Origin of the sequence: Propioniciclava sinopodophylli (assembly GCF_004324755.1) — a bacterium.
Classification (GTDB): Bacteria; Actinomycetota; Actinomycetes; order Propionibacteriales; family Propionibacteriaceae; genus Propioniciclava; species Propioniciclava sinopodophylli.
On sequence record NZ_SDMQ01000003.1, the window covers coordinates 75,148 to 87,863 of the forward strand.

Annotated in this window: 17 protein-coding genes; 5 read left to right on the top strand and 12 right to left on the bottom strand. The window is 72.6% G+C overall.

The window, feature by feature from the left end:
* Nucleotides 1-30: 30 nt before the first annotated feature.
* Together ET989_RS04325 and ET989_RS04330 are read right to left on the bottom strand one after the other, a co-directional pair.
* Nucleotides 31-525: a MarR family winged helix-turn-helix transcriptional regulator gene (locus ET989_RS04325; protein ID WP_131167333.1), complete on the bottom strand. Its 495-nt coding sequence runs from the start codon at nt 523-525 to the stop codon at nt 31-33.
* Nucleotides 526-620: 95 nt separating this feature from the next.
* Nucleotides 621-1,988, bottom strand: coding sequence for an MFS transporter (locus tag ET989_RS04330; protein WP_131167334.1), 1,368 nt, complete (start codon nt 1,986-1,988; stop codon nt 621-623).
* Between the two features lie 41 nt (nt 1,989-2,029).
* Here ET989_RS04330 and ET989_RS04335 point away from each other — a divergent pair, with 41 nt between their 5' ends.
* The 3 genes from ET989_RS04335 to ET989_RS04345 are packed head-to-tail and all read left to right on the top strand — an operon-like array spanning nt 2,030 to nt 3,416.
* Nucleotides 2,030-2,314 (top strand): DUF3039 domain-containing protein, encoded by a 285-nt coding sequence (locus tag ET989_RS04335; protein WP_131167335.1) that lies wholly within the window; start codon nt 2,030-2,032, stop codon nt 2,312-2,314.
* A complete protein-coding gene (locus tag ET989_RS04340; protein ID WP_165490028.1) occupies nt 2,311-2,811 on the top strand; it encodes a SixA phosphatase family protein in 501 nt (166 codons plus the stop codon). The genes ET989_RS04335 and ET989_RS04340 overlap by 4 nt, the downstream gene beginning before the upstream one ends.
* Nucleotides 2,808-3,416 (top strand): PQ-loop repeat-containing protein, encoded by a 609-nt coding sequence (locus tag ET989_RS04345; RefSeq protein WP_131167337.1) that lies wholly within the window; start codon nt 2,808-2,810, stop codon nt 3,414-3,416. Before ET989_RS04340 ends, ET989_RS04345 begins: the two co-directional genes overlap by 4 nt.
* Nucleotides 3,417-3,422: 6 nt before the next feature.
* Here the strand turns inward: ET989_RS04345 and ahcY are convergent, their stop codons facing one another.
* The 7 genes from ahcY to ET989_RS04380 form a co-directional block, all read right to left on the bottom strand.
* Nucleotides 3,423-4,841, bottom strand: a complete 1,419-nt coding sequence (gene ahcY, locus ET989_RS04350) for an adenosylhomocysteinase (protein WP_131167338.1) — start codon at nt 4,839-4,841, stop codon at nt 3,423-3,425.
* A 70-nt stretch (nt 4,842-4,911) separates the two neighbouring features.
* Nucleotides 4,912-5,784 carry a 3-methyladenine DNA glycosylase gene (locus tag ET989_RS04355; protein WP_131167339.1) on the bottom strand — a complete coding sequence of 291 codons (873 nt, stop codon included), beginning with the start codon at nt 5,782-5,784 and terminating at the stop codon, nt 4,912-4,914.
* Nucleotides 5,781-6,206, bottom strand: coding sequence for a type II 3-dehydroquinate dehydratase (locus ET989_RS04360; protein ID WP_131167340.1), 426 nt, complete (start codon nt 6,204-6,206; stop codon nt 5,781-5,783). Before ET989_RS04360 ends, ET989_RS04355 begins: the two co-directional genes overlap by 4 nt.
* 123 nt (nt 6,207-6,329) lie before the next feature.
* Nucleotides 6,330-7,343 carry an SIS domain-containing protein gene (locus ET989_RS04365; RefSeq protein ID WP_131167341.1) on the bottom strand — a complete coding sequence of 338 codons (1,014 nt, stop codon included), beginning with the start codon at nt 7,341-7,343 and terminating at the stop codon, nt 6,330-6,332.
* Nucleotides 7,344-7,345: 2 nt separating this feature from the next.
* Nucleotides 7,346-7,531: a Trm112 family protein gene (locus ET989_RS04370; RefSeq protein WP_131167342.1), complete on the bottom strand. Its 186-nt coding sequence runs from the start codon at nt 7,529-7,531 to the stop codon at nt 7,346-7,348.
* Entirely contained in the window at nt 7,528-8,898 is a 1,371-nt protein-coding gene (locus ET989_RS04375) for a phosphohexomutase domain-containing protein (protein ID WP_131167343.1), read from the bottom strand. Before ET989_RS04375 ends, ET989_RS04370 begins: the two co-directional genes overlap by 4 nt.
* Nucleotides 8,899-8,907: 9 nt before the next feature.
* Nucleotides 8,908-9,276: a DUF3499 domain-containing protein gene (locus ET989_RS04380; RefSeq protein ID WP_241656208.1), complete on the bottom strand. Its 369-nt coding sequence runs from the start codon at nt 9,274-9,276 to the stop codon at nt 8,908-8,910.
* Between the two features lie 69 nt (nt 9,277-9,345).
* On the opposite strand from ET989_RS04380, the gene ET989_RS04385 reads away from it, so the two are divergent.
* On the top strand, nt 9,346-9,792 hold the full coding sequence (locus ET989_RS04385) for a metallopeptidase family protein (protein WP_131167344.1): 447 nt from the start codon (nt 9,346-9,348) through the stop codon (nt 9,790-9,792).
* Nucleotides 9,793-9,810: 18 nt separating this feature from the next.
* Here the strand turns inward: ET989_RS04385 and ET989_RS04390 are convergent, their stop codons facing one another.
* From ET989_RS04390 to ET989_RS04400, 3 genes are all read right to left on the bottom strand, one after another.
* Nucleotides 9,811-10,068: a WhiB family transcriptional regulator gene (locus tag ET989_RS04390; protein ID WP_131167345.1), complete on the bottom strand. Its 258-nt coding sequence runs from the start codon at nt 10,066-10,068 to the stop codon at nt 9,811-9,813.
* 121 nt (nt 10,069-10,189) lie between these two features.
* A complete protein-coding gene (locus tag ET989_RS04395; protein ID WP_131167346.1) occupies nt 10,190-10,897 on the bottom strand; it encodes a hypothetical protein in 708 nt (235 codons plus the stop codon).
* 11 nt (nt 10,898-10,908) lie between these two features.
* Nucleotides 10,909-11,985, bottom strand: coding sequence for a mannose-1-phosphate guanylyltransferase (locus ET989_RS04400; RefSeq protein ID WP_131167347.1), 1,077 nt, complete (start codon nt 11,983-11,985; stop codon nt 10,909-10,911).
* A gap of 35 nt (nt 11,986-12,020) precedes the next feature.
* Between ET989_RS04400 and ET989_RS15230 the strand changes: the two genes are divergently transcribed.
* Nucleotides 12,021-12,707 carry a TIGR03089 family protein gene (locus tag ET989_RS15230; protein WP_206662223.1) on the top strand — a complete coding sequence of 229 codons (687 nt, stop codon included), beginning with the start codon at nt 12,021-12,023 and terminating at the stop codon, nt 12,705-12,707.
* The last annotated feature ends 9 nt before the right edge of the window (nt 12,708-12,716 follow it).

Consider the following 12,716-nt stretch of genomic DNA (forward strand, 5'->3'; position numbering starts at 1 on the left):
CTTACGGCAGGGCGACGACACGGAGAAAAGTCAGGGGCTGTTCGGCTCGAATGGCTCGACGAGACGCCGCAGCAGGTCGGCCACGTTCGTCCGCTCGATCGCCGACAGCCCGGAGAGGATCTGCTCCTCGCGCGCCAGCAGGTCGGCCAGCGCCGCCCCCACGAGCGCGCGTCCCTCGGGCAGCAGGCGCACCCGGACGCCCCGGCGGTCGCGGGGGTCGGGCAGGCGCTCGACGAGGCCGCGCTCGGCGAGCCGGTCGATGCGGTTGGTCATGGTGCCGGACGTGGACAGCGTCTGCTGGATCAGCTGGCCGGGCGACAACTCGTACGGCGCCCCCTCCCTGCGTAGGGCGGCGAGCACGTCGAACTCCCAGGTGTCGAGGTTGTGCCGGGCGAAGGCCTCGCGGCGGGCGAAGTCGAGGTAGCGGGCCAGACGGCTCACCCGCGAGAGCACTCGCAGCGGCGACACGTCGAGGTCGGGGGTCTCACGCGCCCATGCCTTGAGGATCCGGTCCACTTCGTCCATCGCCCCACCTCCTCCACCTCTAAGAATCTCCACGTCGAGAATGCGTGTGTGAAGATTCTAACCGCCGAGATGCCCGCACCGTGAGGAAACGAGGGTCACGTTTCCGCCACGGCGAGCGAGTGGTTCTTCACGTGGCCGATGCGGGTGGCGGTCCAGACGCCGAGTGCGGTGAGCCCCGCCATGGCGGTCATCACCCAGCCGAAGGTCACGGCGTCCGGCGCGAGGGGGTTCAGGGCGGCGAAGATCGTGCCCGCCGCCCCCGCGAACAGGGCATTGCCGGTGGTCTCGCCCACCTGCAGCGACGAGGTGTTCCGGCCGATCTCGTGCTCGGGCGACAGCTGCATGGTCGCCAGCGCGGTGGACGAACTCTGCAGACCCATCCCGATGCCGGCCAGGATGCTGCCCACCGAGGGCAGGACCAGTCCCGCCCCACCGAACCAGGCGCTCAGCGCCAGCACCGCGACACCGGACGCCACGCACCCCGCGCCGACCAGGATGATCCGGTCGCGGGACAGCCGCAGCCACGGGCGGGCCTGCAGCCACGAGCCGACCATCCAGCCCACCGAGCCGACGGTGATGACGAGCCCGGCCACCTGCAGCGCGACGCCGCGGGTGGTCAGCATGAGCGGCAGGAACGCCTGCGAGCCGAAGAACGTGCCCGAGACCAGCAGGCGCACCGCGACCACTGCCGGCAGGCCGGACGCCCCGGGTGCGAACCCGCGCGGCATCAGGCGACCGAACCAGAGGACGAGGGCGCCCACGCCCAGCGCGAGCCACACCAGCGACAGGGGCTCCAGCCGCTGGCCCGCGAACTGGACCAGCGCGATCCCGGCCGCGACCAGGACGGCGGCGTGCGTCGGCACCGGGGACGCCGCGGCGTCGGCGTCCGGCCCCTCACGGCCGGCGAGGTGGGCCAGCCCGGGGGCCATCAGGGCGGCGCCGGCCGCGACGAACGGCAGCACGGCCCAGAACACCCAATGCCACGACAGGTTCTCGCTCAGCCAGGCGGCGACCGCCGGGCCGACGAAGGAGGGCAGCATCCAGCAGGCGGAGTACCACGTCATCACCTTGGCGCGCTCGGCGGGGTCGTAGGCGACGGCGGTGACGACCATGAGCGTCAGGGAGACCGCCCCGCCGCCCAGGCCCTGGACGAACCGCCCGATGAGCAGCACGAGCATCGAGGGCGCGAGCGCGGCGACGACGATGCCCACGGCGAAGACGACCAGGCCGGCCAGCAGCGGCTTGACCGGACCCACGGCATCCGCCACCCGCCCGGACACCACGATCGAGACGAGCTGGGCGATCATCACGGCGGTGAACGCCCAGGCGTAGAGGTGCAGGTCACCCAGGTCCGCGGCGGCTGCCGGCATGGCGGTGACGACGGCCATCCCCTCGAACGCGACGGCCGTCACGCACGTCAGCAGGCCGACGGTGAGGCCGCGCCTGGAGGTGGTTGAAGACACGGAGAGCCATTTCACCACCCATCCGGCCTAGGATGAAATGCATGACCCAGCTGACACCGGCCCCCGGCTCCCAGACGGTGCTCGATGAGCGCACCGAGTTCCGGCTCGACGAGGGCGACCACGAGCGCTTCAGCCACTACGTGCCGAAGAACAAGCTGACCGAGGCGATGGTCATGGGCACGCCGGTCGTGGCGCTGTGCGGGAAGGTCTGGGTCCCGAGCCGCAACCCCGACCGCTTCCCGGTCTGCCCCGAGTGCAAGGAGATCTGGGAAACGTTCCGCAACGAGGGCGGAGGCGCCGGCGACGGGTCCGGCGACCCGTCGTGACGACGCCCCGGACGATCGTCGTCGTCCGCCATGGCAAGAGCTCGTGGAAGACGAACGACCCCGACATCGGCCGCCCCCTGTCGTCGCGCGGCACCCGGGACGCGGTCGTCGCCGGCCAACAGCTCGCGCGCCTCACCTTCGACGTGGCGCTGGTCTCCCCCGCCACCCGGGCCCAGCAGACGTGGTCGGCGCTGCAGATGGGCGGGGTCTCCTGCGCCGACGTCCGCACCACCGACGCCCTCTACCACGCGTGGACGCCGGAGGTCACCGGCCTGCTGCGTGAACTACCGGACGCCGCCCGCACGGTCCTGGTCGTGGGCCACGAGCCGACGCTGTCCGACCTGATACTCACCCTGTCGGGGCCCTCCGCGGACCGCGCCGCGATCGAGGAGAAGTTCCCGACGTCGGGGGTGGCGGTGCTGGTCCACGACGGCGACTGGTCCGGCCTCGCCCCGGGCGCAGCCCGGCTGGCCGCCTTCGAGGTGCCGCGCGGATGAACTGGGTCGAGCTGATCGGGTACGTGGCGTCCGCGCTGGTCGCGGTCTCCTTCATGATGAAGTCGCTGGTCCGGCTGCGCTGGGTGTCCCTCATCGGCTCGGTGATCTTCGCGCTGTACGGCGTCCTCATCGGTGCGTGGCCGGTCGTGATCACCAACTCGATCGTCGTCATCGCCAACGCGGTGCGCCTGCGCAAGGAGTTCGGTGCCGGGTCGGCGACCACGGCCGTCCCGATCGACGTCGAGGCGCCGTTCCTGAAGGACTACCTCGCCGCCAACGCCGACGAGATCGCGCACAGCCAGCCCGAGTACCACCCCTCCGAGCACGACACGTTCGTCCGGCTGGTCAACCGCGACGGCCTGCCCGCGGGCGTCCTCATCGGCGAGCCCGTCGGCAAGGAACTGCTGGTCAAGCTCGACTACGTGAGCCCCGCCTACCGCGACAGCCTCGGGGCCCGCTGGCTGTTCGGCGCGGGCCGCTCCACGTTCACCGACGCCGGCTTCACCCGGCTGGTCGCGCACGCGCACACGTCGCTGCACCGCAGCTACCTCGAGCTGGTCGGCTTCCGGCCCGAGGGCAACGCCTACGTGCTCGACCTGGCGTGAGCCTGCTCAGTACCGGTAGTTGTCCGCCTTGTAGGGGCCCTCGACGCTGACACCGAGGTAGTCGGCCTGCGTCTCGCTGAGCGTCGTCAGGTTGACCCCGAGCGCGTCCAGGTGGAGGCGCGCGACCTCCTCGTCCAGGTGCTTGGGCAGCACGTACACGCCCGTGGGGTATTCCTCGGGCTTGGTGTAGAGCTCGATCTGGGCCAGCACCTGGTTGGTGAAACTGTTGCTCATCACGAAGCTCGGGTGGCCGGTCGCGTTGCCCAGGTTGAGCAGGCGGCCCTCGCTGAGCACGATCACGGCGTGGCCGTCGGGGTAGACCCACTGGTCGACCTGCGGCTTGATCGTGCGGCGCTCGACACCCGGGGTGGCCTCCAGGCCGGCCATGTCGATCTCGTTGTCGAAGTGGCCGATGTTGCCGACGATCGCGTTGTGCTTCATCGCGGCCATGTGCTCGGCCCGGACCACGTCGCGGCACCCGGTGGTCGTGATGACGATGTCGGCGGAGCCCACGACGTCCTCCAAGGTGGTGACCTGATAGCCGTCCATGGCCGCCTGCAGCGCGCAGATCGGGTCGATCTCGGTGACGACGACGCGCGCCCCCTGGCCCGCCAGCGCCTCGGCGGCGCCCTTGCCGACGTCGCCGTAGCCGCAGACCACGGCCACCTTGCCACCGATGAGCACGTCGGTGCCGCGGTTGATGCCGTCGACGAGGCTGTGCCGGATGCCGTACTTGTTGTCGAACTTGGACTTGGTGACCGAGTCGTTGACGTTGATCGCCGGGAACAGCAGCGCCTGGGCGCGCGCCATCTCGTACAGCCGATGGACGCCGGTGGTCGTCTCCTCCGTGACGCCGCGGATGCTGTTGGCGAGCTCGACGAAGTTGAGCGTGGAGGCCCGCAGCGTGTTCAGGATGACCTGCCACTCGGTGGAGTCGCCGGGGGCGGCCTCCGGCACCGCGCCGGCCTTGGTGTACTCGACGCCCTTGTGGACGTAGAGGGTGGCGTCCCCGCCGTCGTCCAGGATCATGTTGGGCTGCTGCCCGTCCGGCCAGGACAAGATCTGCTCGGTGCACCACCAGTACTCTTCGAGCGTCTCGCCCTTCCAGGCGAACACGGGGACGCCCCTCGGGTCCTCGGGCGTGCCGTCGCGGCCGACGACCATGGCGGCGGCGGCGTGGTCCTGGGTGGAGAAGATGTTGCAGGACGCCCAGCGCACCTCGGCGCCGAGGTCGACCAGCGTCTCGATGAGCACCGCCGTCTGCACGGTCATGTGCAGGCTCCCGGCGATGCGGGCGCCGGTCAGGGGCTTGGAGTCGCCGTAGCGCTCGCGCATGGCCATCAGCCCCGGCATCTCGTGCTCGGCGAGCGTGATCTCCTTGCGCCCGAAGTCGGCCAGGGTCAGATCGGCAACCTTGTAGTCCACGAGGGGTAAGGCTACCCGCTGGGGTGATCGCCGCAGGACGTGTGGCTGCTTCGCCGGCCAGCCGCGCCGGTCACCCGGCGCGACGGACGGCGTCCGCCCCCGCGAGCAGCAGGTCACAGGCCGCGACGAGGCGGGCGCGCAGGGCCTCACCCTGCTCGGCGATGCGGCGCTGTTCGGTGACGTAGGTGGCCTTGCCCTCGGCGGTCTCGACCCGGATCGGCTCGACCCCGAGCGCGGCCAGGTCGTAGGGCGCCGCGCGCATGTCGAGCTCACGCGCCTCGCGGGCCAGGGAGAAGGCGTCCATCACCAGCGCGGTCGGGATGCCCGGGGCGAGCTTGAACGACCACTTGTACAGGTCCATCGTCGCGTGGAGGCAGCCGGGCTGCTCGAGGTCGACCTGCCGCTCGCGGGTGGGCGCGAGCGAGTTGCGGCCCACGGCGTCCGGGGTGAAGAACCGGAAGGCGTCGAAGTGGGTGCAGCGCAGCTGGTGGTCCTCGACCACCGCGTCCGTGCCCGCGGCGCCCAGGCGCAACGGCCATGCGTGCCGGGTGGCGTCGGTGCGGTAGACCATCGCCCACTCGTGCAGCCCGAAGCACGACCACTGGGCCGGGCGCTCGCGGGTCGCGGCGAGCAGGCGGCGGACGAACGCGACGGTGTCACCGCGCTCGGCCAGATAGGTGGCGAGGTCGACCTCGACGAGGCCGTCGACCTCGCGATGGTACCGCCAGGCCAGCCGCTCGGACGCCCCCTCGAGCCGGACGCCCGGCCCCGGGTGCCAGCGGCGCAGCTGCCCGGGCCGGTGGGAGTAGTAGGTCCACAGGAAGTCCTCGACCGGGTGCTTCTCGCCCCGCCGACGGCGCTCCAGGTGGGCGGCCGCGAGCGCGTCGACGGCCACGGCGTGGGCGTCCGCGAGCGGCCGCCACTGGGACTCGGCGAGGATCACTGCCGCGAGGCGAGGTGGGCCAGCGCCAGGTCGTAGCCGCCCAGCCCCAGGCCCATGATCGTGCCCAGCACGTACGGCGAGATGACGAGCCGGTGCCGCCACTCCTCGCGGGCGTGCACGTTCGAGATGTGCACCTCGACCACCGTCTCGACCTGCACGACCGCGTCGGCGATCGCGTAGGAGTAGTGCGACCACGCGGCCGGGTTGATGACGACCGCCCAGTCGTTCGCGGCGGCCTCGTGGAGCCAGCCGACCATCTTGGCCTCGGAGTCGGTCTGGCGCACCTCGACGTCGAGCCCCAGGCCCTGCCCCGTCTCGACGAGGTGCTCGGCGAGCTGGGCGTGCGTGGTGGCCCCGTACACCTCCGGCTGGCGCGTGCCGAGCCGGCCGAGGTTGACACCGTTGAGGACGAGAACCTTCATGGGCGCCATTGTGGCAGGGTCCGGGATGCGTTCCTTGTGGCTGTCGAGCGATGACCGTCCGAAGTGGACGGTTGGTCGCAGCGCCCAGTCCCCGGAACCAATGGCCCACTTCGGACCGTCAGGTCAGCGGCGGTGCTCCCGGCCCAGGCCGATCTGCAGGTAGGCGGCGGCGAAAAGCCCCTTGGCGAGCACGGTGGCGTAGCGCTCCATCGTGGACCCGGTGGTGTGGGCCAGCGCGCAGACGCGGACGTCCATGACGCGGGCGTTCTCCTCCAGGGCGTCGCGCTGCTCGTCGTTCTCCGCGTCGCCGTAGCCGTCGTCGACGATGACCAGTGCCGGGCGGGCCTCTTCCGACGCCTCGAACGGGTCGGCGAAGGGGTCACGCGGGCGGCTGCCGGCGATGATCGGCAGCAACTCAGCGGCGTCGGCGGCCAACGCCACCCGGCCGGACGCGGTGCGCACGGCCTCGGCGATGCGCCGCGAGGCGCGGGCGGCCAGCACCGACCCGCCCCAGATGACCGGCTGCGAGTCGGCCAGCTCGATGGCCAGCGCCTTGGCCGGGTTGGACGCGATGTCGAGGGCGTGCCCCGACTCGGCGGCGACCACGTCGAGGGCGTCCGCGACCGCGGGCGGCGAGATCGGGGCGCCCAGCCCCATTTCGTGCAGGGCCGCCAGCGCGACGATGGCGGCCGGCAGCGGGTCGCCGGAGGAGACCGGCAGCAGCGTCGTGGCCCGGGACTCCGACTGGCGCGCCAGCATGGAGTCCTCCGGGGCGGTGACGATCACGCGCGAGCCGCGGCGCAGGGCCTCGTGCACGCACGTGAGCGCCTGGGGCCCGCCACCGAGGACGACGACGAGGTCGAGGGGGCCCACCCAGCCGGGCAGGCCGAGGCTCGGCCAGGCGACGAACGGGACGGGGCACACCGGCTCCAGGACGGCGCGCAGCAGCCGGGCCTCGGGGCCGACGGCGATGACGGCGCGGGGGCGCTCCTCGCCGGCGAGCGACGCGATCGCCGGCTCGGCGGCGGCTGCCTCGCGCCTCAGGCGCGCACCGGCCTCGGCCAGGGGCCGGAGCAACCGGTCGGCGCCCTCGAGCGCCTCCGCGTCGTCGAGGCGTCCGTCGTCGAACTCGACCACGATCAGGACGCCTCGGGCGAGCGTGCCTCGTCCACCACGAGGATCGGGATGCCGCCGCGCACCGGGTACGCCAGCCCGCACTCGGGCGAGGTGCACACCAGTTCGGACGCCTCGTACGCCCAGGTCAGCTGCCCGTGGCAGGCCGGGCACACCAGCAACTCCAGGACACCGGGAACCAGGTCACTCATCGTTCTCCTCCTCGGATCACAGCCAGGGCCTCGTCGCGCAGTCCGGCCATGGTGGCCGCGTCACGCGCCTCGACGTTGAGCCGCAGCAGCGGCTCGGTGTTGGACGGTCGGACGTTCACCCACCAGTCGTCGCCGGAGATGGTGACCCCGTCCTCGTCGTCGATCGTGCCACGCCCGGCGAACGCGGCGCGCACCCGGTCGAGCACCGGTTCGACCGCCGGCACGGTCGAGTTGATCTCGCCGGACGCCTCCCAGCCCGCGAACCGGGCCGCCAGCTCGGACATGGACGCCCCGCCGTGGCCCAGCATCGCCAGCACGTGCAGGCCCGCGAGCATGCCGGTGTCGGCGCCCCAGAAGTCGCGGAAGTAGTAGTGGGCCGAGTGCTCGCCGCCGAAGATGGCGTCGTGCTCGGCCATGTGCGCCTTGACGCTGGTGTGGCCGACCCGGCTGACCACGAGGGTGCCGCCGAGGGCGTCCACCACCTCGGCCACGGCGCGGGAGGTGATCTTGTTGATGACGATGGTGCTGCCCGGGTCGCGGGCGAGCTCCTGGCCGGCGATCATCGCGGTGATGACGGACGGGCTGACGACCTCGCCGCGCTCGTCGATGATGAAGCAGCGGTCGGCGTCGCCGTCGAAGACCAGCGCCACGTCGGCGCCGTGCTCGCGGACGGCGGCCTGCGCGGCCAGCAGGTTCTCGGGGATCAGCGGGTTCGGCATGTGGTTGGGGAACGTGCCGTCCAGGTCGAGGAACAGGCCGACGAGGTCGAGGCCGAGCGAGCCCAGCACCGCGGGGGTGGTCAGGCCGGCCATGCCGTTGCCGGCGTCCACGACGACCTTGAGCGGGCGCAGGCCGGTCAGGTCGACCAGCGAGTGCAGGTGGGCGGCGTAGCCCGTCAGCACGTCGATCGTCCGATAGGTGCCCTGAGCCTGTCGAAGGGCCTCGCCTGCCCCGGCGTCCAGCCCCATCGCGACGTCGCGCAGCTCGACCAGCGCCTCGGCGGGGACGGGGGCGGCGCCGGGCAGGCAGAACTTCACGCCGTTGTAGGCGGCCGGGTTGTGCGAGGCGGTGAACTGCACGCCGTGAAGGCCCAGCGTTCCCGACGCGTACCAGAGCGCGTCGGTGCTGGTGAGGCCGGCGTCCACCACGTGGGCACCCTCGGCGCGTGCGCCGGCGGCGAAGGCCTCGGCCACCTCGGCGCCGGTGACACGCATGTCGCGGCCCATGACGTACTCGGAGCCGGCCAGGCCGAAGACGCGCACGAACGCGGCTCCGACGGCGCGGACGCCGGCCAGGTCCCATTCGGCGCGCGGGACGCCGATCAGGCCCCGGATGTCATTGGCCTTGAAGATGGTGGGTGAGAGCACCGTCAAAGACTACCGGCTGCGGTCAGCCGGATCGGCCACGACGCCGAGGTGGCCCTTGCGTCGGGTGAGCTGCGGTTCGGACGCCGCGGGCGGGCCGGGCTCGCCCCAGCTGAAGCCCACCTCGCGGACCGCGTCGGCCAGCGCGAGCAGGTCGTCGTGGGTGTGCGCGGGACCGCCCTCCTCGAGCGGGAGGCGGATGAGCTCCCACCCGCGCGGAGTCGACAGGCCGGCGCAGTGGTCGCGGCACAGGTCGTGGGATCCCGGCTCGTGGCGCAGGGCCAGCGGGCCGACCACGGCGGCGCGGTCGGCGTAGGCGTACGTCAGGGTGGCGACGGCCATCTGCTGGCACCCCGTCCGGGAACACTGCCGCTGCTTCACCCGCAGCACGCTACCGGCGCCGCGCGTCCGCCCCCTGGTGCGACACCCGCCGGGGCTACAGTGGCGGCCATGCTGAAGAGTCGCGACCGCCACAACCGGGGGCTGCGCGGACGCCTCGCGTGGCCGAACCCGTACACCGGCGCCCCCGTGCCGCTGCGGTCGCGCCAGACGAAGGCGGAGTTCTTCACGATGTGCGTCCACGACGCGCTCACGCAGATCCAGGAGCACTGCCCACGCGCGCTCGCGGGCATCGACGTCGGCATCGAGGACGTCCCGGTGGTGGGCCTGGGCTGGACGCGGGAGCGGGTCCCGCTGGCCGCGGCCGTGTCGGCGACGCCCGAGGTGAACGGCCAGGTCGTGGTGTTCCGGCGCCCCCTGGAGCGGCGGGCGCGGACGCGGCAGGGCCTGCGCATCCTGGTGTTCCGGACGATCGTGGAGCAGCTCAGCGAGGCGACCGCGATCCCCGTGGACGAGATCGACCCGCAGGGGCACCGCGAGGACGACGACTGGGACTGAGGCCCCTGAGGAGATGGGTCAGACGGCGCGGCGCTTGAGCTTGCGGCGCTCGCGCTCGGACAGGCCGCCCCAGATGCCGAAGCGCTCGTCGTGGGCCAGCGCATACTCGAGGCACTCGGAGCGCACGTCGCAGGTCTGGCACACCTTCTTGGCCTCACGCGTCGAGCCCCCCTTCTCGGGGAAGAAGGCCTCGGGGTCGGTCTGGGCGCACAGGGCGCGCTCCTGCCACCCCAACAATCCCTCGTCGGTCGTGGCGACAATTGTGAGCTCGCGCATGCTTCTGGACCCTCCTCGACTCGCCGACGACGATGCTTGACACAGGAATTACACCCTTGTCATTACTCGTTAGTCAAGCCGGATCCAGGATATCTGTCGACAAATCCCACTCAGGGACCGCTCAGGCGCGACCCTCGTCGCCCTCCTCCAGGGCCGGGCGAACGCCCGCGTCCTCGCCCCCGTCCAGGTCGGGCCGGGCCACCGGACGCCAGCCACCCCCCTCCCCCGGGACGCCGTACGAGGTCGGCTGGGCCCCGCTGGCGGCCTCGCTGGCCGACGTCCAGACCGAGCCGGCCGCGGCGTCCGGGCGCCAGGTCGGGGCCGGCAGGGACTCCTCGGGCTCGGCGGGCGCGACCTCGGCGCCGGCCACCGGCGCCGGGCCGGCGACGTCGATGCGCCCCGCCGTCAGGCCGCGGTGGACGAGCCACAGGGTGACCATGCCCACGACCTTCAGCACGATGTCGAGCAGCACCCCGAGGAACTCCAACACCACGGCCAGCGCCCCCGCCGAGGCGGGCAGCCCCAACAGCGCGGCGACCACGGTGAGCACGGTGCCGATGGTCACGACGGTGGCGGCCGCGGCGACGAGGCGGCGGGCGCTCGGGACCGGCGCGTGGAACACGCACGCGATGACCAGCGCCACCAGGGCCAGCAGCAGCGTGAGGCTCATCGCCTGCAGCGCCACGTCCTGGGCGGCGGCGGACAACGAGACCCCGCCGGTGGTCAGGGCGAGCACGAAGCGGACGACCGCCAGGACGATGCTGACCGCGGTCACGCCGACCATGATCCAGGCGGCGGGTTCGCGCAGGCGCATCAGGTTCTCGATCATCACGGGGCCTTTCAGGTGAAGTCGGGGCCCGCGGCGTCCGCCACGGCGGCGACGACGGACTTGACGGACTCGGCACCGGCCAGCGTGGTGACGAGCGTGGCGTCGGGGGTGTGCACGACGACCATGCCGGTGGTACCCGAGACGGCCACGACGTGGGCGTCCACGGTGTTGATCACCAGGTTGTCGCGGGCGTCGGTGAGCGCGGTCAGGCCGTCGACGACGTTGCCGTCGGCGTCGGCGGTCAGCACCTCCGCCAGGCTGGCGAAGCCACCGACGTCACGCCAGTCGATGGGGAGCGCGACCGCGACGACCCTCCCGGTGGCCGCCCCCCGGGAGACGGGCTCCATGATCCCGAAGTCGACCGAGGTCTTGCGCAGCGTGGGGAAGATCTCCTCCAGCCGGTCGGGCTCGGCGGCCAGCTCGGAGACGGCCGCGTGGGTGGCCGGCTCGAGCGCGGCGAGTTGGTCGAGGAAGGTGCTGGCGCGCCACACGAACATGCCGGCGTTCCACCAGTACTCCCCCGAGGCGAGGTAGGCGCCGGCGGTGTCGGCGTCCGGCTTCTCGCGGAATTCCCGCACGGTGCACGCGCTGGGGAAGCCCGCCAGCGGCTCGCCGCGGTGCAGGTAGCCGTACCCCGTGTGCGGGCTGGTGGGCACCACGCCGAGGGTGACCAGCGCGCGGTCGTCGGACTCGGCGACGGCGAAGGCCTCCTCCAGGGCGGCGACGAAGGCGTCGACGGGCTCGATGAGCTGGTCGGCCGTCAGCTGCGCGATGACGGCGTCCGGGTCGCGGCGGGCCAGCACGGCGGCGGGCCAGGCGACCGCGTTGAGCGAGTCGCGACCGACGGGCTCGCCGAGCAGGTTCTGGGGGGCGACCTCGGGCAGGTCCTCGCGGACGGCGTCCAGGTAGGGGGCTCCGGTGACGACGAGGACGCGCTCGGCCGGGACGACCCGGGTCGCGCGCTCGAATGCGAGGCGGAGCAGGCTGGTGCCCCCGATGAGCTTGAGGAGCTGCTTGGGGGTGCCCCGCCGGGACAAGGGCCACAGGCGCGTACCCGAGCCGCCCGCCATGATGACGACATAGCGCATGATCCGCATGCTACTGGCGAACCTATGCTGGGCCCGTGATCCCACTCCGCCCTGTCAGCGTCCAGTTGGAGCGCCTGGTGCGCACGTCCGGCGGCGCCCCGCTGCTGACCCACTACGGGCCGGCCGGTGAGCGCACGGAGCTGTCGGTGGCCAGCTTCGCCAACTGGGTGGCCAAGACCGTGAACCTCCTCGATGAGGTGGGAGCGGACGCCGACACCACCGTCGCGCTGCCCGTGCTGGCGCAGCGTCCGGCGCACTGGATGGGCCTGGTCTGGCCGTTCGCCCTGTGGCAGGCGGGCCTGCCCGTGACTCCTGCGGCGGACGCCCCGGACCTGGCCGTCGTCGGCCCGACCGACCCCGCCCCCGTGGCGGCCACGACCTTCGCCTGCTCGCTCGACCCGTGGGGGCGCGCGCTGGCCGGCCTGCCGGACGGCGTCGCCGACTACAGCAGCGAGGCGCTCGCGCAGTCGGACGCCGCGGCCCTGACCCCGGCGGCCCCGGACGCGCCGGCGTGGGCCGAGCCCGGGCGCGAACTGACGGTGGGTGACATCGCCGGTCTCGACCCCATCGCCGACCGGGTGCTCGCCCGGCCCACCACCGCGTGGGAGGCGACGGAACTCCTCGCCCGGGCGATCCTGGGCGGCGGGTCAGTCGTGTTCACCGAATCCGAAGGCGACCCGGCGCGCACCGCATCCGCGGAGAAGGCGCGGGTCGTAGCATGAGGCGACCCG